This is a genomic window from Anoxybacillus amylolyticus (assembly GCF_001634285.1).
GTDB lineage: Bacteria > Bacillota > Bacilli > Bacillales > Anoxybacillaceae > Anoxybacteroides > Anoxybacteroides amylolyticum.
Window position 1 is genome coordinate 2,008,463 of sequence record NZ_CP015438.1, and the last position, 17,397, is coordinate 2,025,859.

The window sequence follows — 17,397 nt, forward strand, 5'->3', positions numbered from 1 at the left end:
CAAAACATTTTTGCCCTTGTTATGACGATTGGAGAATTTTAATATGCTCCAAAATTTGTTTATAAGGAACATTTTCCCATCCGTTATAATACTGAACGATGGTTCCGTGTTGGTCCACCAGATAAAAGTCCGTCCCATGAATGACTTGGCTTTGTCCTTCTGGCTTTTGTACGATCGCTTTAAAGTTTTTTTGCGCAAATGTTTCGATGTCTTTTTGTGTATATCCTGTCAACAAATGCCAATGACGCGTATCGGCGTGAAATTTTTCAATGTACGCTTTTAATTGCTCCGAATGGTCGTTTTCCGGATCGACGCTAAACGAAACAAATTCCACCTGCAGTCCTTCTTTTTCCGCCATTCGCTGCAATTTCGCCATATTCGCAGTCATCGGCGGACATACATCGGCACAGCGCGTAAAGATGAAATTTGCGACCCACACTTTCCCTTTTAAATCGTTCAAACCGAACGGCTGATTGTTTTGGTCGGTGAACGTAAATGAAGCAACCGGCCAGTTTTTCGCGTCTGGAATTTCTTTTCCGCATGCAGAAACAAATAAGACTACCATGAGCACCATCATCATTTTTCTCATCGTCTACTCACCTATTCTGCGTAATACATAAATCCAATCGCTCCAGGTCCTGTATGTGTCGAAATAACCGGCGTCGTATAAACGATCTCAATTTGCTCATACCCTGTCGCATCGATAAGCGCTTGTTTTAAGCGATTCGCTAACGATAGCGCATCGGCATGGGCAATACCAACTGCTCGAATCGTTTTTCCCGCAGTATCTTCGACAAATCGCTCCGTTAAGTACTTGACGACTTGCGAATAGCTTCGCGCTTTTGTCATCGGCGTATACATCCCGTCAATGAGAGCCGCAATCGGTTTAATATTTAAAAGCGAGCCGATTAACGCTTTTCCGCGACCAATTCGTCCACCTTTTACTAAATTTTCGAGCGTATCGACCGTCACATATAAATGGGTATGGCGCTTTATCTTCTCTAGATGCGGCACAATATCGGAAATACTTTTTCCCGCTTGCGCCAATTTTGCTGCTTCTACTACTTGAAACCCTAGCGCTAGGGAAATAAATTGCGAATCAACGACCGTCACATTCGCTTCTGCCATGCTAGCTGCTTGTTCGGCAGAACGGACTGTCCCACTCAACTCCCCTGTCATATGAATCGACAGAACATCATATCCTTCTTCTCCTAATCGGTTATAGACTTCTAAAAATTGTCCTGTCGCAGGTTGAGAACTTTTCGGCAGTTCATTCGCTTTCATCATTTTTTCCATAAACTGTTCCGGCGTTATATCCACACGATCGGTATATGTTTCATGTGCAATTGTAAATGTTAGCGGAACGACTTCAATCCCATACGCTTCTAATGTTTCATTTGGTAAATCTACCGTTGAGTCTGTCACAATTTTAACTTTGCTCATTCCTTCACTTCCTAATCCAAACTTAATGATTATTATACAATGAAATTCCCCTACTGCCTATAAAAAACGCAAAAAAAGTTGTTTTGCCGAAGCAAAACAACTTGCTGCAATTATGCATTGTTTTTTAAAATATCTGTCTTAAAGATTTGTTCGTAGACAGGCCATTTTAATACTTTTTTCAAATAATCGCGAAACGAGTAAACAGAACGAACGTCACGAGACCGATATACTTTCGCAATAAACGTCTCTAAACGCAATTGAATCATAAATCGATACGTGTTATCTTCCTCCAATACTGGAATTTCGATAATCTTTACCTTCTGTCCGTAAGCGTTTTTAAACTCCAGACTTTTGAATAGCAAAATATCAATCCTCTTTTTTGACCGATTTATTATTATTATACACGAAATCTAGGCGAAAGTATGTCGGACGGTGCGAAATATTTATAAATTTTTTAGCGAAAAAACGCGATTTTTGTGTTAAATAAGAAGATGGAATAAATTAGGATCTTTGTTTACTTCTTGGAATGGGAAGCCTTTTTTCTTCATTCGTTCAATTAACGGAGCATAATCTTCGCGGCGTTTCAATTCGATGCCGACTAACGCTGGTCCGTTTTCTTTATTGTTTTTCTTCGTATATTCAAAGCGAGTAATATCGTCCGTCGGGCCAAGCACTTCGTCTAAAAATTCGCGTAGCGCACCGGCACGTTGCGGGAAGCTAACGATAAAGTAATGTTGTAGCCCTTCGTAAATCATCGAACGCTCTTTAATTTCTTGCATGCGGTCAATATCATTGTTGCCGCCACTAATAATGCAGACAACATTTTTTCCACGAATTTGTTCTTGGTATAAATCTAACGCCGCAACTGGAAGTGCTCCCGCCGGCTCAACGACAATCGCATTTTCATTATAAAGCTCTAAAATCGTCGTACATGCTTTCCCCTCTGGTACGATGACAATGTCGTCAAGCATTTCTTTACAAAGGGAAAACGTCGTTTCTCCCACCGTTTTGACTGCTGCCCCATCGACAAATTTATCAATTTCTTCTAACGTCACGACATGCCCGTGCTTCATCGCTGCTTTCATGGACGGGGCACCCTCTGGCTCAACACCGACGAGCTTCGTCATCGGCGAAATACTCTTCATATACGTGCCTACTCCTGAAATCAATCCGCCACCGCCGATGCTCGCAAATAAAAAATCAATAGGCTCTTCGCAGTCGTTTAATATTTCTACCCCAATCGTCCCTTGACCTGCAATGACGTATTCATCATCAAACGGATGAATGAACGTTCTCCCTTCTTGCTTCGCGCATTGTACCGCCTCATTGAACGAGTCGTCAAACGTATCGCCGACTAAAATAATCTCGACCATGTCTTTTCCGAATAATTGTACTTGCGAAACTTTTTGACGCGGCGTGGTCGCTGGCATATAAATTTTCCCATGTACCCCTAGCGTCCGGCACGAATACGCGACCCCTTGCGCATGGTTGCCCGCACTTGCACATACAATGCCGTTTTTTCGTTCGTCGTCCGTTAAATGTTTCATCCGGTTGTAAGCGCCGCGAATTTTAAACGAGCGAACGACTTGTAAGTCTTCACGCTTCAAATAGACGTTACAGCCGTAGCGCTCGGATAATAACGGATTTTTTTGCAGCGGCGTGTGATAGACCACGTCTTTTAACGTATGATATGCGATTAAAATGTCTTCCACATAGACAGATCCTTGCTTTCGTTTCAATTGTTGTTCCATAGGCTCCTGTTCCTTCCTTCACGTCTTTTTAATTTGAACATTATATCACAATTTTCAAAAAAATAAAGGTGAAGTAGCAAAAATTTATAAAAAATTTCCCAAATGTGCACCAATAATGAAAAAACGTACCCGCTTTACGCGAAGTACGTTTTGTGCTCATAGACAAGGAACGTATAATCGTATGGATTTTTTTCGTCTTTCGGTCCTTTGTTGCTTGAAATCAGTCGCCAGTCGGTCTCAGAAAATGGTGGGAAAAACGTGTCCCCAGGAAAATGCGCATCGATTTTCGTAATATATAGCCGGTCGGCAAACGGTAGCGTTGCTTGAAAAATTTCTGCCCCGCCAATGACAAATACTTCTTCCTTACGTTCGGAAGCGATCGTTTTTATGTCAGCGATCGAATGAATGATTGTACATCCTTCCGCTTGAAACGAGCGATTACGCGTGACGATGATATTTTCTCTTCCCGGAAGCGGACGACCAATGGATAGAAACGTCTTTCGCCCCATCACAATCGGATGCCCCATCGTTATTTTTTTAAAATATGCTAAATCCGCTGGTAAATGCCACGGCAATTGATTATCTTTTCCAATGACGCGATGGTTGTCCATCGCCACAATTAGCGAAATCATTGTCATTCTCCTTTACACCGCTACCGGCGCTTTAATGTGCGGATGCGGATTGTAATCGACGATTTCAAAATCATCGAATTCATACTCGAAAATCGAATCCGGTTTTCGCTTGATGATTAGTTTTGGCAGCGGGCGCGGCTCTCTCGTTAATTGGAGTTTCGCTTGTTCTAGATGGTTCATATATAAATGGACGTCGCCACCTGTAAAAATAAGTTCGCCGACGTCTAAATCGCATTGCTGGGCAATCATATGCGTGAGCAACGCGTAGCTGGCAATATTAAACGGCAAGCCTAAAAATGTATCGACCGAGCGCTGTTGCCACATGCAAGATAGCTTACCGTCCGCGACATAAAACTGAAACGCATAATGGCACGGCGGCAGCTTCATATTGTCAAGTTCGGCAACATTCCAAGCGCTCACCAATAACCGACGCGAGTTCGGATTCGTTTTAATTTGTTCAATCACTTCGCTAATTTGGTCGACCGTCTTGCCGTCGGCCCCTTTCCACGAACGCCATTGCGCTCCGTAAACAGGACCGAGTTCCCCATTTTCATCGGCCCATTCGTCCCAAATCGTTACCCCGTTTTCTTGCAAATAGCGGACGTTCGTATTGCCGCTTAAAAACCACAATAATTCGTAAATAATCGAACGGATATGCAATTTTTTTGTCGTGATTAGCGGAAAGCCTTCTTGCAAATTAAAGCGAAGCTGGCGTCCAAAGACAGACAGCGTTCCAACTCCAGTACGGTCTTCTTTATGTACCCCGTTTTCTAAAATATCTTGAAGTAACTGCAAATATTGCTTCACTTCTGCTTCATCCTTTCTATATTACTTCCCCTTATTATATATAAAAAAAGCACGGGCAACAAACCCGTACTAACAAATGCGTGGTAATAAAAGTCCGGTTAAGCGATACAATCTCCGCGTCGTTCCTAGCGACGTCCGCAATAAAAGCTGCCCCTTTTCGGTAGCGCGTACCGTACCAATTACTGCTGCTTCTTTTCCTTCTTCACAGGACCGAATGGCTTGCAATACTTTTTGTTCATCTCCTTTCGCCACAATAAAAATGGCCTTCCCTTCATTTGCCAAATATAACGGGTCAAACCCGAGCAAGTCGCACGCCCCTTCCACTTCCCGCTTAATCGGAATCGCATCTTCTAATGCTTGTCGATTCCATCACCACGTGCGTCACACCTTTTTCTTTCAACTAGTTCACAAACTCCAGCAATTCATCGGTCATGATGCCGAATGTTCGAATTTCTTTTCCTTCAGGGGTGATGGTACAAGCGGTAATGGATTTTTTATGCACGTCTACTCCACAACAACGTTCATATAATACCTTCATCGCTTGACGGTGTCGGGTCGGTCGATGAATGATTGGGCGCCACGAACACTGACGCCGCATTCGCCAAAATCGCCGACTGAAACACTTTTGGCTCGCATTCAAACTCCCGATATGGCAGAATTGCCGTCGGCTGGTTTTTCGTGTCCAAACAAACGACCACAAACTTCTCCCGATCCGCATCCTCCAAAAACGGCTTCAACAGCTTGTACGCATTCCCCGGCGACTTCGCATGCCTTGCTTGTGCAGCACGCTCCCATCCCGAACAATGAACGCTTTGCGGGCAAATGTCATTTGCCCGCCGGTGTTCTTGTTCGAGGGAAAAGGCAGAAAAGCTTGTGTTCAGCTATATCAAACCACGTTTAATACGGATGAAAAAAGAAACAGAAAGCCATTCGACTCTCTGTTTCTATCAACCTTCGACAATCTTCGGGGCGTGACACAGACAACTTACCACGCGGGTAGTGACAGTGCATCTACTTTAACTTCTCAATCTCCTCCACCGGAAGCTCTGTTAATTCGTGGATTGTTTGTACATCGTATCCTTTGGCTAGCATTTTTTTCGCGATATTTCGTTTTTCTTTTTTCTCATACGAAATCATTAATTCCAACACTTGTTCTTTTTCTTTCGTTTCCATTTCATTCACCTCGTTTCGTAATTGTTGTTCTTCTTCATCTGATAATTTTACATACGTTTCAAAAAAGCCGATTAACAATCGCTGCTTTGCTTCGTCTAGTTCCACTCGCACAATCATGCGTAAAAATTGTTTTTTTAATTCTACTCGTTCACTCTCAGTATACCCCATTTTGCTTAACAACGCAGCGGCGATTGGATTGTCATGGCGAATATAATCACGCCAATTTTGTTTGCGCAATTCAACGGTAAGAAATCGGAATTGGAGCACATCGAAAAACGGGAATTGAAGGATAAACGATGAAGGTTCATTGCGAAGGGAGTCGTAGCTAAATACCGCAATCGGCAGCATGCGCTTTCGGTATTTTTCAAACAAGCGGCTGAAGTAAATAAACATCCGCTCTGGAAACGATGGCTGCACGTAATTTTGGTTTTCGATATGGACGATAATCAAGCTATCTTCCCCTTTCAACTTCGTTTCGACTAACAAATCGACGCGATACTTCTCCCCCGCCGTCACATCCGTAAACAATTCCTCCGACAAAAACGACACGTGCTGAAAGTCGATATGCTCATGCACATGCGGGAAAAAGAGAAGAAGGAACTCTTCAAAAAACGTTGTAATCAGCTCCTTAAACAACCGATCATGATCAACCGCCATATATGCACCTCGCTTTCGATTTTATCGCATACTTTTTCGACAAAATCGGCGGTATTCCTGCTTAGGAAAGGAAAAAACAGAGAGCTAAACGACCATTCGCTGCTTCTACAAACCTCAGCAAGCATTGGGGGGCAAACAAAAAATTCCGGAACTTTCATCAGGAAAACGATGCCAAGGCTTTCTGTGTCATTCGCAGCGTCATTTCCACCCTGCAAAAACACAGGAAACCGGTTTGGGAATCGTTGAAAACACTTCTAAACGGAAAGTCTCTCCAAACGATTCCCCACTCTTCCTAGGGCATTTTCGATACTGGAAATGCCCTATTGGTGCTGGATTCTGAAAATCCCACTAGTATTGGGCTGAATGAATACTGTCTTGGATGGTACTATATAAATGCACATTGAAGTGTTAACATTTTTCGACTGTCGGGCGACCGAACAACACCGCTCCCAGACAAATGAATTTGTCTGGGAGGCGGCTCGTTGTTCGGTTCTCTGTCACGCGAACGCGTGACGCAGGCAAGCCTTTGGCTTGCCTCCGACAGTCGAAAAAATAAGTGAAACTCCCCAGTTGCATGTATATAGTATAGACAAGGAGGAAAGAAACAAAGCCTCTCTTACAAACTTTTTCTATGTAGGGGCTGAATAGTTACTTTTCGACAGTCTGAAAAGAACTCATTCCTGAGTTCTTTTCGTTAGTCGTTGGATAAATTCATACGTTTTTGGGGCTTTTTCTTTTAAATAGGCGCGCGTTTCGTCGGTATCGTAGTAATAGGCGAACGCTTCCGCAAAATATTCTTCCGGATAATCGAGAAAATAGTAGTTGTGAGGGAACAACTGCTTCGCTTCTTCACGCCAGATCGCTAAAAAAGGCGATGTTGCGTGAATATGATCAAAAACAATATAGTCAATCGAATGAGCGAGCTCGTGCAATTCCAAATTGACCGAACCATGCCCTTTTCCTTTTTCGCTATGGCCGATTTTCACTAAGACGAGATGCGATCCGCCAATTCCAGGAACGTCATCCCATGTTGTAACCGTATATCCCCGTGGAGTTTTTCCGCGTAAATACCGAACAGACGGCTCGTCGGTGAGCTTTCCCGTAAATAGTTTTATATAAATTTGTTGTTGGGCTACTTTTTTTAATAAGACAGGATCAATATGCGCTAACGTTCTAATCATTTTTTCCGCTTTCGCGTGATCGAAAGGTGTATCTGGTACAATGACGATTTTTTGCAATGTTTGCTTAGACCGAATATTCCCCAATGAAAGCGAACTCGCCTCTAACAATACGCCATGCGTATTTGGATACGGCGAAAATGAAAGAAGCGGAACTATCGCCACAACAAATGCGATACAAATGAGCCATCGTTTCATGGAACTCCCACCTTTATCCGTGCGCTAGCAACCTATGAATCTCATTTTTACTATAGCACACGCAAAAAAGGAGAGAAATATGTAAAATTAGGAAAAGAGTCCGCTTCTTTTTATGTTTTGAATGGCTTGTTTGAGTATTTCTTCGTTCTGAACGAGCGCAATGCGGACAAATCCTTCTCCGTTTCGTCCGAACGCCTCCCCTGGCGTGACGACAACGTTCGCTTTGTCCATTAATGCATACGTAAACGAAAGCGATGTCCATCCTCTTGGAATTTCTGCCCATACAAACATACTTGCTTTCGGACGTTCAATGTTCCAGCCGATTTCCGCCAAGCCGTCAATGAGCAAATTGCGGCGCGCTTCGTAAATTTGGCGACTTTCTTCACAAAAAGCTGCGCCTTTTGTTAATGCTTGAACGGCTGCTTTCTGAACAGGTAAAAATACCCCATAATCTAAATTTGATTTAAATTTAGCAAGGACGCGAATGATGTCAGCGTTCCCACAGGCATATCCAATGCGGCAGCCAGCCATGTTATAGCTTTTCGACAGCGAATTGATTTCAACGCCTACCGTTTTCGCTTCTGGTATCGCTAAAAAGCTGATTGGTTTATGCCCATCGTAATAAAGCTCGCTATACGCAAAGTCGGAGACAACAAGGATGTCATATCGTTTCGCAAAAGCAACGACTTCGCGGAAAAACGATTTGGTTGCTAGTGCTGGAACCGGGTTTCCTGGAAAATTAATAATCATCATAACTGCTTGTTTCGCAACATCTTCCGGGATGGCGTGAAGGTCAGGAAGAAAATTGTTTTCTTTACGTAATGGCATTAAATACGCTTCTGCTTGCGCCATCGCAATTCCAGCTGCATATGCTGGATAGCCTGGGTCTGGCACTAAAATAAGATCGCCTGGATTGGCAAACGCCATCGGCAAATGAACGAGCCCGTCTTGCGACCCCATTAAACAAACGACTTCTTCGTCGGGATGAAGCGATACTCCATGCGATGTACGATAATAATAGGCAACCGCTTCATGAAATTCGTTCGTTCCAGCGATTGGATAGCCGTACATGTCTAGTTGGCTCGCGTAAAAAGCGAGCGTTTCACGAACAAACGATGGCGGTGGCAAATCTGGGCTACCGATGCTTAAATCAATCATTTCATACCCTTCAGAAAGTTTCGACTTTTTATACGCTGATAGTTCACTAAAAACGGAAGCGCTAAACGCTTTCATGCGCTCTGCTAGTTTCATGCTCAAACCTCTTTCTTCTCGTTTTTTTGGTACATATGATCGATATAAGGAATACTCCTAGTGTATCATATTTCCGAGCAACATGATAGAAAGGTAGGGAGAAAAGATGAATGTGATTTTTTTCGCTGCAAGTCTATTAAGTTGGTTACTTTATTTATACTCATAAAAAAACTCGCAGGCTGGCTGCGAGTTTCTATCGTTTCTTTTTGCGGGCGGAATCAAGCGCATATCCTGTTTCCGTTTCGGTCGTCCCTTGCCCTTTAACGTTTGGCGCACTTAAGCCGGTTTTGGATGGGTCTTTTTTTCGATTGGACATTTCCGTCACCTCCGTGCTTAACGTACCCATTCCTTTCTCTTTCTATTCGTTTGCTAATTCAATCGTCGCAAAATGAAACTTCGCCGTTTTGCGAACATAGACGGAAAAGCCGAATGTATAAAAACGCGTGCTTTGCCAATGATCTTTCAACACGACGCGTTTTCGGGCAACCCGTTTTGCTTCGCGAATCACTTCCTCCGTGAGCTCGGTGTAAAGCGCAAACGATTTGATGCCTTGAATGCCGTCCGATTCGACAATCGCTTGCTCAAACATCGGGTCAAAATAGACGACATCAAACGAGCGGTCTGGAAGAGAAGATAAAAAAGTACGGTGGTCGGCAAAAACGACTTGGATGCGCCGCATCGCCTCGTTCATGGCAGGAATCCCCGAATCCCACTGCCGCAGTCCTTGTTCGACTAAATACGCAATATAGCGATTTCCTTCTAGCCCGACGATCGTTCCGCCTCCGCCGACAACCGTGCTTGCGACAATACTATCGGCCGCAAGTCCGAGCGTACAGTCTAATAACGACATTCCCGCACATAACTTAGTTGCTTCTAAAAACGGGTCTGACTCGCCGCGCAATATTCGTTTGACGCGAAACGTGGCGGAGTTTGGGTGAAAGAAAAACGATGGCGACCGATCGAACGGATACATTTCGAGCCTGTTTTTGCCGACAACAATAACATCGTCGACGTATTGCGTTTGGATCGCTTCGACTGACATTTTCTGCCGCGGCACGTACGGAACGGCCAATTCAGCGGCAATTTGCTTTGCTTTTTGCATCATTTCTTTGTCCGTTCTTCCTGCTGTCGTGACAATCATGTTTTCCTCCGAGAAAAAAGCATGCCTTTATTACGACATGCTCGTCAACTATCCCCACTTAACGAACGTTTGAAGTGGGGGTCTCCTCGCTCAAGACGATGAACAATGAGTTTCCAATGCGTTCATAATGTTTGCCATTACCGCTTCCATCGAATTTCCCTCGATTTCATGGCGCGGAATAAAATGAACGACTTCTTTTCCTTTTAACAAAGCCATCGACGGGGAAGACGGTTCGATGCCGACAAAATATTCCCGCATTTTTGCCGTTGCTTCACGGTCTTGTCCTGCAAAGACGGTCACTAAATGATCTGGTTTTTTCTCACTTTGAAAAATCGCTTGCGTTGCCGCTGGTCGCGCCAATCCGGCGGCACAGCCGCACACGGAATTGACGACAACAAACGTCGTACCTTGCACGTTTTCCATAAAGTTTTCGACTTCCTCGCTCGTTTTTAGTTCTTGAAATCCGGCGCGGACAAGTTCATCGCGCATCGGCTGAACGAGCTGGCGCATATATTCTTCATAAGCCATGGATATACTAACCCCCTCTACAACACTCAGTGAAACAAGCATACTATTTCAACGAGAAAAAATCAATACAAGGAATCAACTGAGCTTAATAGTAACAAATTGAAGCGTAATCGGCGTTCCTTTTGGGGGAACGTCTGTTGATTTTAAAAGGAGCATGCCTTCTTGAACTTCATACAATATTTTTGGCTGCAATACTCCGTTAATAAACAAATTGATAAACGACACGTCGTTCGGGTTTAAGATCCCGCGGTCGCCGTATTCTTTTAACTCATCGTCGTTTGTATATACCGTTTTATATCCATCTGATATCGCATTATATTCGTACGTATCCGCCTGTAAAACACAAGAAGGGAATTGCATCGTTACTTGGAGTTGAATCGTAGAAGTGGTCTGAATCCAGTCGTATACTTTTGGCACGGCGATGATATGTTTTGCATACCGGTACTTTTTTCTTCCCATCTCAATCACCTAACTTCTCCGGATGAAGGCAAAAATTTTAACTACATAATATGCAAAACCGTACCGAAGTGTGCAATCACTTGAGCAAATAGTCCATTTTTTCTTTTTTTAGGGTTCATCACCACAAAATGTACTTGACGAACACGTAATGTTGTGAAGCAAGGGATACCGCTTATCGTTTATTTAACTTTCATTTACAATTATGTATAAACAAGTATCAAGTCCGCTTTTATTAAAAAATCAAGCACAACTTTTGGTGAAGAGCCTTTTTTAGATGGTTGTCCATGTCTTTTTCCAAAAGAAATCGTATAATGCATTGACGTTATTCATATGAAACATCAAAGAAAGGTGATGAAAAGATGGCGCTTGAAATTATTAAACTGTTAGTGGATGTAACAACAACAACAGATGTTGTGCCTACGGTCACTCGTTTTTTCTATAAGACAACAGCCGTCGCTCTGCCAGGATCGACATTAACAATTGATGCTGCGAATTTTAAAGATGATAACGGAAATGCCGTTACGTCCCTTCCATCTTTAACTTCTAATAATAGCTACTATAATGTATATATTAACGGTGTGTTGCAAATGAAAGGGATTTCGACGTATACCCCAGGCGGTGCAGGCGTTGGTAAATTACAAATTCAAGTCCCCACGGGAACGATCTCTATTTTAGTTAACACACCTATTACTTTAGAAATTGTCCAATTCGCTCCGTCGTCCGCAACAACTGTTGCAACATAAACCAATGGCGCAGAATTTTTCCTGCGCCATTTGCCTATTCCATTGCTTCGTCCCACTCTCGGTAAAATTGGTGTAAAAATTGTTCAAGAAATTGATGGCGGTGTTCGGCTAGCTTTTTCGCACTTTCGGTATTCAGCAAATCTTTCAACTTCAGCAATTTCTCATAAAAATGATGAATCGCTGTACTGCGCCCATGCCGATATTCTTGTTTCGTCATCGTTTCTCTTACAGCAAGCGCTGGGTCATATAAAAGATGCCCCCGATTTCCTGCATACATAAACGCACGGGCAATACCGATCGCGCCAAGCGCATCCAATCGGTCGGCATCTTGCACGACCATCGCTTCTATCGTTCGCGGCGGACTGCCGTGTCCACCTTTATACGAAACAGTGGAAATGGCGGACACGATATGCTCGCTTTCCGCCCGAGAAAGCGGGAGTTGCCAAAGCCATTGCTGCACCGCCTGCATTCCGCTTGCCTCACTGCCTGCCATTTTTTCATCAGCGATATCATGAAGAAGCACCGCCATTTCGACAATAAACAAATCCGCCCCTTCTTGTTTCGCCAAGTAGCCCCCTAACCGGCGGACACGTTCGATGTGCCACCAATCATGGCCGCTTGTATCATCATCTAGTTTGTCTTTGACAAAATACTCGGTTTGTCGAATAATCACTTCTTTTTCCATAAATAAACTTATCTACAATAATTTTTCGATTTCTACTTTCAATTCGCTAGGCTTTGTTTGCGGAGCAAATCGCTCGACTACACGTCCGTTCCGGTCGATAAGGAACTTCGTAAAATTCCATTTAATCGCCTTCGTTCCGAACACGCCTGGTGCTTTCTCGGTAAGATAAACAAACAACGGGTGCGCTTGTTCGCCGTTGACATCCACTTTCGCAAACATCGGAAACGTCACCCCGTAGTTTAATTCACAAAACTGAGCGATTTCTTCTTCGCTCCCCGGCTCTTGATGACCAAATTGGTTGCATGGAAACCCAAGCACGACAAACCCTTTGTCACGATATTGCTCATATAGCGCCTGCAGCTCTTTATATTGAGGCGTAAATCCACATTTGCTCGCGGTGTTCACAATGAGTAATACCTTTCCTTCATACTCCGCTAGCGTTTTTTCCACTCCTTGAATCGTTTTTACCGTAAAATCGTAAATGCTCATCAATCATTCCTCCTTTTCTTCATCTTAAAGAAAAAATGCAACGGTTTCCACTTTTTTGCTTAAGCGATATGACACAACTGTTGCAATGATTCAAGCATATATGGCACCATCTCAAGCAAATCATTCACATTGTCCTCACGAATCAATCGACCGAATTCAATCGTTACGTCATTGTCAATACGCCCGCTTGCGTAATCACGCCGCAACGTTTGGCGAATGAGCCTCGTTTCCCCCCAAATGTTATGCATCGTTTCTTCGATGTGCGGACAAATGGCGTCCGATTCCACCGGCAAGCAAAACGTAATCGTTAACTCGCATCCAGCATCGGCTTGCTGCAACAGCTCCCGGGCAATTTCCTTTAAATGCATATGTAGTACGACCGTACATGTGACATCTGGTGCTTCCTGCAACCGAAACGATAGCTGGTATGTTCGCGAAAAATGAGCTAAATCTAGCCAATCGCGGCGGTCGGTCACCACGACCGTCCCATCTAAATCAAGATCGTAAATCGCCCCTTCTACTACCGTCTTCAAATTATCAAACGCCGTTGGGTCCAATTTTCTCAGCTCCTTTTATGAAAACTGCTTATCCACCATTCTACCATCGAAAAAGGAAGGAAAAAAATTCATTGAATAATAGTCGCAATATTTTTATAATGGAATTATTTAAAAAATAACGAAATGGAGGATGAGAACGTTGCCTATTAACATTCCAAAACATTTACCGGCAAAAGAAGTGTTAGAACAAGAAAATATTTTCGTCATGGATGAAGAGCGGGCGTATTCACAAGACATTCGCCCATTAAATATAGTCATTTTAAACTTAATGCCGCAAAAAGAAAAAGCAGAAACACAACTATTGCGCCTGCTTGGCAACTCTCCGCTTCAAGTCCATATTACGTTTTTGCGTCCAGAAACACACGAAACGAAAACGACGAGCCAATACCATCTTGACCAATTTTATACGACATTTCCACTCATTCGCCATCGCAAGTTTGACGGCATGATTATTACCGGTGCCCCTGTCGAACATTTGCCGTTTGAAGACGTTACGTATTGGGAAGAGCTCGTCGATATTATGGAGTGGACGAAAACCAACGTTACGTCGACGCTACACATTTGCTGGGGGGCACAAGCGGGGCTATATTATCATTACGGAGTGCCGAAATATATGTTGCCGCAAAAATGCTTCGGTATTTTTGAACATACATTGGAAGTAAAAAACGTGAAACTATTGCGTGGATTTGACGATGTGTTTCGCATTCCACATTCCCGCCATACCGATGTGCGCCGAGAAGACATTGAAAAAGTATCGGAATTGACGATTTTATCCGTTTCCGAAAAAGCGGGCGTATGTTTGGTCGCATCTAACGACGGAAAGCAAATCTTTTTAACTGGACATCCAGAGTACGACGCGACAACGTTAAAAGAAGAATACGAGCGTGATATCGCCAAAGGATTGCCAATTCATCTTCCAGAATCGTATTTTCCAAACGACGACCCGGCAAACGAGCCGCTAAACACGTGGCGTTCACACGCTAATTTATTGTTTGTCAACTGGTTAAACTACTACGTCTATCAAGAAACTCCTTATATTTGGGAATAAACCTATTTTTTGCTTGTCCGCCATTGTCCGTGACCGACTTCCCTTGAAACGAATACTATGTACTACGTTGCATTAGGGGGTGAGAAAATGAGCGGACATCATGGCGGCAATAACTTCGCGTTAATCGTTGTATTGTTTATTTTGTTAATCATCGTTGGCACAGCGTTTATGAGAGGATATTAATAAAGAAGGAGTTTGCTCTGTAAACGAGCAAGCTCCTATTTTTTGCGCAATAGAAACAGCCACATAAACGTTAGCGCCTGTTTGAGTTCGCGCGGGAGATGGATAAGCAGGCAGTCATTGACTTCTTTTTTATAGACCCCTTGACCATCGACAAGCTCCCAGCCGTTTTCTTGTGCCAGCCGTTCAAATTCCCACGGCATCATCGTATTACAAATGACTGGCTTCCCGTATAACCGTTCATAGCTATTCACGCGTGGAGCGGCTGTCGGTCCAAGCAACCCAACGCATAAATAATGCCCTTTCTTCAACACCCGTCTTATTTCATCGAGCGCTTTTAACGGTTCTTCCGTCCATTCGAGCGAATTAATCGCTATCGCTCCAGAAAACGTTTCTCCCGCAAATGGCAAATTGGTTAAATCGCCTTGGAGAAACTGAAGCGGCTCTCCTTCTCCACGCTCTTTTGCTTTTTCCACCATTTCTTGCGACAAATCAATCCCGACAACACGATAGCCAAGTTGCGACAGCTTCCACGCTCCATATCCGTCACCGCATCCTAAATCAACGACCGTACTTCCCTTTGGAACATACGATGTGAAAAACGGCAAAATCGTTTTGCGGCTGCCGCGCTCCCACATTTCTTCGCTATTTTGCTGCCAAAACGCTGCTCGTTCATCCCACTGCTTTTTTGCTTCTTCATGCCAAATAAATTCCATTTTCTCCACCTCTGTTTGCATAAAAATCTTCCCAACCGACCAAGCTGTATATAAAAGGAGTGAGTAACGATGAACGAACAAGAAACGTTTGTCGCGGTGCAAAAAAACCACGAAGGGGCAATTATCAACTTTAAAACGTCAACAGGGCGTGTATTGTCGTACCGAAAAGCAATGATGGAAATCGAGAACGGGCTTATCGCTAATGCGTCCATTTTTAGCGACGAAACCGGTGAATGTTCCATCTGCGCTACTTCGAGCGACCGCTCGATTGACGAATTGCCATTATTTTTTTAACGAAAGGACGTTGACAATGACAAAAAAGTACAACCGTAAAGGAAGCAACAACCAAAGCGGACCGACAGAACCCTCATTGACCGAAGAAGTACGTAGCGGCGACAATAGCAAAGGAAACAAACGAAAAAAATCACAAAACGATAAAACAGATCTTGCGGAATAAACTGCACCTTAATATTCAATTCCTTTTTTCGCCGATACCCCTTCGTGATAATCATGTTTCACCGCCTGCATGTCGGTGACAATATCGGCAATGTCGATCAGTTCTTGTTTCGCCGCCCGCCCTGTAATGACGATGTGAAGCGATGGCGGGCGCATCTTTAACAACTGAATCACGTCATTTACTGACACGATATCGTCGACCGGAAAACGGTCAATGGCGAGCACATTGTTCAGTTCATCTAATACAATCATATCATACATACTAGACATTATTTTTTCTTTTGTAAATTGCCATGCTTTTTTTAGTGCTTGGCGGTGTATTTCTGGCGTTTTCGTCCATGTAAACCCAGCGCCAAGTTGGTATATTTCCATTCCTAGCTTCTTGAGCATAATATGCTCGCCGTACGTCCGCTCTGGAGATTTAATAAACTGAATAACGAGTACCCGTTGTCCTCTGCCAGCCGCTCTCAGCACTAAGCCAAGAGCGGCGGTCGTTTTTCCTTTGCCCTCTCCTGTATACACAATTAATCGCCCATTACTCAATAACGTCACCTTCTCGTTCAGGAAACCATTGAATACGTTCGCGCAATTGAACGACTTCGCCCACAACGATTAACGCCGGGTGCGAAATATTCGCACGTTTTGCGATTTCGGTAATTGTTTGTAGCGTCCCTGTTACGGTTCGTTGTTTTTCTGTTGTTCCCCATTCAATGACCGCAACGGGCGTATCGGCATGTTTTCCGTGCGCGATTAGTTGCTCGCAAATGTACGGCAAATTGCCGACCCCCATATAAAAAGCAAGTGTATCACTTTTCACAAGCGCTCCCCAGTCAAGATGATCGTCCCCTTTTTCTTTTCTGCCATGACCAGTGACGATCGTAAACGAAGTAGCGATGTTTCGGTAAGTAACGGGAATGCCAGCAAATGCCGCTGCCGCAATTCCTGCAGTTACCCCTGGGACGATTTCAAACGGAATATGATGTTTTGCCAGTATCTCTGCTTCTTCCCCGCCGCGGCCGAAGACGAACGGGTCTCCTCCTTTTAAGCGTACGACCGTTTTCCCTTCGTTTGCTTTTTCTACTAGCCAATGATTAATTTGTTCTTGAATGGTGCCATGCCGGCCTGGTTCTTTTCCAGCATAAATTAACTCTGCCTCTTTTTTCGCATATCGAAGCAACTCGCTACTGACGAGCCGGTCGTAAATAATAACGTCCGCTTTTTCCATACATTCCAATCCATAAACGGTAATTAACTTCGGGTTACCTGGGCCTGCCCCGACTAAATACACCATCCCTTTTTCCATGC

25 protein-coding genes and 2 pseudogenes are annotated in these 17,397 nt (G+C 43.8%); 5 read left to right on the forward strand and 22 right to left on the reverse strand.

The genetic code is table 11. The annotated features are described in order from the left end of the window. Positions 1 to 19 precede the first annotated feature (19 nt). The 16 genes and pseudogenes from GFC30_RS10200 to GFC30_RS10265 form a co-directional block, all read right to left on the reverse strand. Complete coding sequence (locus GFC30_RS10200; RefSeq protein ID WP_066325063.1) at positions 20 to 589, reverse strand: SCO family protein; 570 nt, start codon at positions 587 to 589, stop codon at positions 20 to 22. Positions 590 to 600: 11 nt separating this feature from the next. After that, positions 601 to 1,443, reverse strand: coding sequence for a DegV family protein (locus tag GFC30_RS10205; protein ID WP_066325066.1), 843 nt, complete (start codon positions 1,441 to 1,443; stop codon positions 601 to 603). Positions 1,444 to 1,553: 110 nt separating this feature from the next. Next, entirely contained in the window at positions 1,554 to 1,805 is a 252-nt protein-coding gene (locus GFC30_RS10210) for a YpmP family protein (RefSeq protein WP_066325068.1), read from the reverse strand. Between the two features lie 117 nt (positions 1,806 to 1,922). Continuing rightward, a complete protein-coding gene (ilvA, locus tag GFC30_RS10215) occupies positions 1,923 to 3,194 on the reverse strand; it encodes a threonine ammonia-lyase IlvA (RefSeq protein WP_066325070.1) in 1,272 nt (423 codons plus the stop codon). 134 nt (positions 3,195 to 3,328) lie between these two features. Continuing rightward, positions 3,329 to 3,826: a dihydrofolate reductase gene (locus GFC30_RS10220; RefSeq protein ID WP_084256289.1), complete on the reverse strand. Its 498-nt coding sequence runs from the start codon at positions 3,824 to 3,826 to the stop codon at positions 3,329 to 3,331. Positions 3,827 to 3,838: 12 nt separating this feature from the next. Then, complete coding sequence (thyA, locus tag GFC30_RS10225) at positions 3,839 to 4,633, reverse strand: thymidylate synthase (RefSeq protein WP_066325074.1); 795 nt, start codon at positions 4,631 to 4,633, stop codon at positions 3,839 to 3,841. Between the two features lie 69 nt (positions 4,634 to 4,702). Further along, a pseudogene (locus tag GFC30_RS10230) lies at positions 4,703 to 4,984 on the reverse strand (AIR synthase-related protein); the annotation flags it as partial. A gap of 52 nt (positions 4,985 to 5,036) precedes the next feature. Beyond that, positions 5,037 to 5,171 (reverse strand): annotated as a pseudogene (locus GFC30_RS17865) (IS110 family transposase); the annotation flags it as partial. Further along, entirely contained in the window at positions 5,155 to 5,370 is a 216-nt protein-coding gene (locus GFC30_RS17075) for a JAB domain-containing protein (protein WP_066325079.1), read from the reverse strand. The gene GFC30_RS17075 and the pseudogene GFC30_RS17865, both read right to left, overlap by 17 nt. Before the next feature lie 274 nt (positions 5,371 to 5,644). Then, entirely contained in the window at positions 5,645 to 6,463 is an 819-nt protein-coding gene (locus tag GFC30_RS10240) for an RpnC/YadD family protein (protein WP_066325082.1), read from the reverse strand. A gap of 674 nt (positions 6,464 to 7,137) precedes the next feature. Further along, positions 7,138 to 7,839, reverse strand: a complete 702-nt coding sequence (locus GFC30_RS10245) for an anthrax toxin lethal factor-related metalloendopeptidase (protein WP_066325089.1) — start codon at positions 7,837 to 7,839, stop codon at positions 7,138 to 7,140. A gap of 87 nt (positions 7,840 to 7,926) precedes the next feature. Beyond that, positions 7,927 to 9,096: an LL-diaminopimelate aminotransferase gene (locus GFC30_RS10250; protein ID WP_066325092.1), complete on the reverse strand. Its 1,170-nt coding sequence runs from the start codon at positions 9,094 to 9,096 to the stop codon at positions 7,927 to 7,929. A 187-nt stretch (positions 9,097 to 9,283) separates the two neighbouring features. Further along, the gene (locus tag GFC30_RS16570; protein ID WP_084256429.1) at positions 9,284 to 9,406 is read right to left on the reverse strand and encodes a YuzL family protein; all 123 of its coding nucleotides are present in this window, start codon (positions 9,404 to 9,406) and stop codon (positions 9,284 to 9,286) included. A gap of 42 nt (positions 9,407 to 9,448) precedes the next feature. Next, positions 9,449 to 10,231, reverse strand: coding sequence for a class I SAM-dependent methyltransferase (locus GFC30_RS10255; RefSeq protein ID WP_066325097.1), 783 nt, complete (start codon positions 10,229 to 10,231; stop codon positions 9,449 to 9,451). A gap of 90 nt (positions 10,232 to 10,321) precedes the next feature. After that, entirely contained in the window at positions 10,322 to 10,765 is a 444-nt protein-coding gene (locus GFC30_RS10260; protein WP_066327318.1) for a BrxA/BrxB family bacilliredoxin, read from the reverse strand. A gap of 69 nt (positions 10,766 to 10,834) precedes the next feature. After that, positions 10,835 to 11,218 (reverse strand): DUF4183 domain-containing protein, encoded by a 384-nt coding sequence (locus GFC30_RS10265; protein WP_066325099.1) that lies wholly within the window; start codon positions 11,216 to 11,218, stop codon positions 10,835 to 10,837. Positions 11,219 to 11,577: 359 nt separating this feature from the next. Between GFC30_RS10265 and GFC30_RS10270 the strand changes: the two genes are divergently transcribed. After that, the gene (locus tag GFC30_RS10270) at positions 11,578 to 11,961 is read left to right on the forward strand and encodes a DUF4183 domain-containing protein (protein ID WP_066325106.1); all 384 of its coding nucleotides are present in this window, start codon (positions 11,578 to 11,580) and stop codon (positions 11,959 to 11,961) included. Positions 11,962 to 11,995: 34 nt separating this feature from the next. Here the strand turns inward: GFC30_RS10270 and GFC30_RS10275 are convergent, their stop codons facing one another. From GFC30_RS10275 to GFC30_RS10285, 3 genes are read right to left on the reverse strand one after another with little or no spacing between them, the layout of a single operon-like run. After that, positions 11,996 to 12,646, reverse strand: coding sequence for an HD domain-containing protein (locus tag GFC30_RS10275; protein WP_066325108.1), 651 nt, complete (start codon positions 12,644 to 12,646; stop codon positions 11,996 to 11,998). A 12-nt stretch (positions 12,647 to 12,658) separates the two neighbouring features. After that, positions 12,659 to 13,135: a glutathione peroxidase gene (locus GFC30_RS10280; RefSeq protein WP_066325111.1), complete on the reverse strand. Its 477-nt coding sequence runs from the start codon at positions 13,133 to 13,135 to the stop codon at positions 12,659 to 12,661. A gap of 59 nt (positions 13,136 to 13,194) precedes the next feature. Then, positions 13,195 to 13,692: a hypothetical protein gene (locus GFC30_RS10285; RefSeq protein ID WP_066325114.1), complete on the reverse strand. Its 498-nt coding sequence runs from the start codon at positions 13,690 to 13,692 to the stop codon at positions 13,195 to 13,197. A 139-nt stretch (positions 13,693 to 13,831) separates the two neighbouring features. Here GFC30_RS10285 and metA point away from each other — a divergent pair, with 139 nt between their 5' ends. Then, positions 13,832 to 14,740 carry a homoserine O-acetyltransferase MetA gene (gene metA / locus GFC30_RS10290; protein WP_066327319.1) on the forward strand — a complete coding sequence of 303 codons (909 nt, stop codon included), beginning with the start codon at positions 13,832 to 13,834 and terminating at the stop codon, positions 14,738 to 14,740. An 87-nt stretch (positions 14,741 to 14,827) separates the two neighbouring features. Then, on the forward strand, positions 14,828 to 14,923 hold the full coding sequence (locus GFC30_RS10295) for a YjcZ family sporulation protein (protein WP_066325115.1): 96 nt from the start codon (positions 14,828 to 14,830) through the stop codon (positions 14,921 to 14,923). Between the two features lie 35 nt (positions 14,924 to 14,958). On the opposite strand, the gene GFC30_RS10300 is transcribed toward GFC30_RS10295, so the two are convergent. Continuing rightward, positions 14,959 to 15,657 (reverse strand): class I SAM-dependent methyltransferase, encoded by a 699-nt coding sequence (locus GFC30_RS10300; RefSeq protein ID WP_066325117.1) that lies wholly within the window; start codon positions 15,655 to 15,657, stop codon positions 14,959 to 14,961. 48 nt (positions 15,658 to 15,705) lie between these two features. On the opposite strand from GFC30_RS10300, the gene GFC30_RS10305 reads away from it, so the two are divergent. Further along, positions 15,706 to 15,930: a DUF3892 domain-containing protein gene (locus GFC30_RS10305; RefSeq protein WP_066325120.1), complete on the forward strand. Its 225-nt coding sequence runs from the start codon at positions 15,706 to 15,708 to the stop codon at positions 15,928 to 15,930. Positions 15,931 to 15,946: 16 nt separating this feature from the next. Then, positions 15,947 to 16,093, forward strand: a complete 147-nt coding sequence (locus GFC30_RS17210) for a hypothetical protein (RefSeq protein WP_169807003.1) — start codon at positions 15,947 to 15,949, stop codon at positions 16,091 to 16,093. A gap of 8 nt (positions 16,094 to 16,101) precedes the next feature. Here the strand turns inward: GFC30_RS17210 and cobO are convergent, their stop codons facing one another. Both cobO and cobA read right to left on the reverse strand, forming a co-directional pair. Further along, positions 16,102 to 16,644: a cob(I)yrinic acid a,c-diamide adenosyltransferase gene (gene cobO, locus GFC30_RS10310; RefSeq protein WP_066325122.1), complete on the reverse strand. Its 543-nt coding sequence runs from the start codon at positions 16,642 to 16,644 to the stop codon at positions 16,102 to 16,104. Beyond that, positions 16,628 to 17,395 carry a uroporphyrinogen-III C-methyltransferase gene (gene cobA / locus GFC30_RS10315; RefSeq protein ID WP_066325123.1) on the reverse strand — a complete coding sequence of 256 codons (768 nt, stop codon included), beginning with the start codon at positions 17,393 to 17,395 and terminating at the stop codon, positions 16,628 to 16,630. Before cobA ends, cobO begins: the two co-directional genes overlap by 17 nt. Between the last annotated feature and the right edge of the window lie 2 nt (positions 17,396 to 17,397).

Coding starts and splice junctions, on each gene's coding strand:
- GFC30_RS10270 (WP_066325106.1), top strand. CDS start 11,578: ATGGCGCTTGAAATTATTAAACTGTTAGTGGATGTAACAACAACAACA.
- GFC30_RS10295 (WP_066325115.1), top strand. CDS start 14,828: ATGAGCGGACATCATGGCGGCAATAACTTCGCGTTAATCGTTGTATTG.
- GFC30_RS17210 (WP_169807003.1), top strand. CDS start 15,947: ATGACAAAAAAGTACAACCGTAAAGGAAGCAACAACCAAAGCGGACCG.
- GFC30_RS10200 (WP_066325063.1), bottom strand. CDS start 589: ATGAGAAAAATGATGATGGTGCTCATGGTAGTCTTATTTGTTTCTGCA.
- GFC30_RS10275 (WP_066325108.1), bottom strand. CDS start 12,646: ATGGAAAAAGAAGTGATTATTCGACAAACCGAGTATTTTGTCAAAGAC.
- ilvA (WP_066325070.1), bottom strand. CDS start 3,194: ATGGAACAACAATTGAAACGAAAGCAAGGATCTGTCTATGTGGAAGAC.
- GFC30_RS10205 (WP_066325066.1), bottom strand. CDS start 1,443: ATGAGCAAAGTTAAAATTGTGACAGACTCAACGGTAGATTTACCAAAT.
- GFC30_RS10300 (WP_066325117.1), bottom strand. CDS start 15,657: ATGCAAACAGAGGTGGAGAAAATGGAATTTATTTGGCATGAAGAAGCA.
- GFC30_RS10305 (WP_066325120.1), top strand. CDS start 15,706: ATGAACGAACAAGAAACGTTTGTCGCGGTGCAAAAAAACCACGAAGGG.
- GFC30_RS10255 (WP_066325097.1), bottom strand. CDS start 10,231: ATGATTGTCACGACAGCAGGAAGAACGGACAAAGAAATGATGCAAAAA.
- GFC30_RS16570 (WP_084256429.1), bottom strand. CDS start 9,406: ATGTCCAATCGAAAAAAAGACCCATCCAAAACCGGCTTAAGTGCGCCA.
- GFC30_RS10245 (WP_066325089.1), bottom strand. CDS start 7,839: ATGAAACGATGGCTCATTTGTATCGCATTTGTTGTGGCGATAGTTCCG.
- cobA (WP_066325123.1), bottom strand. CDS start 17,395: ATGGAAAAAGGGATGGTGTATTTAGTCGGGGCAGGCCCAGGTAACCCG.
- GFC30_RS10220 (WP_084256289.1), bottom strand. CDS start 3,826: ATGATTTCGCTAATTGTGGCGATGGACAACCATCGCGTCATTGGAAAA.
- GFC30_RS10265 (WP_066325099.1), bottom strand. CDS start 11,218: ATGGGAAGAAAAAAGTACCGGTATGCAAAACATATCATCGCCGTGCCA.
- GFC30_RS10240 (WP_066325082.1), bottom strand. CDS start 6,463: ATGGCGGTTGATCATGATCGGTTGTTTAAGGAGCTGATTACAACGTTT.
- GFC30_RS10280 (WP_066325111.1), bottom strand. CDS start 13,135: ATGAGCATTTACGATTTTACGGTAAAAACGATTCAAGGAGTGGAAAAA.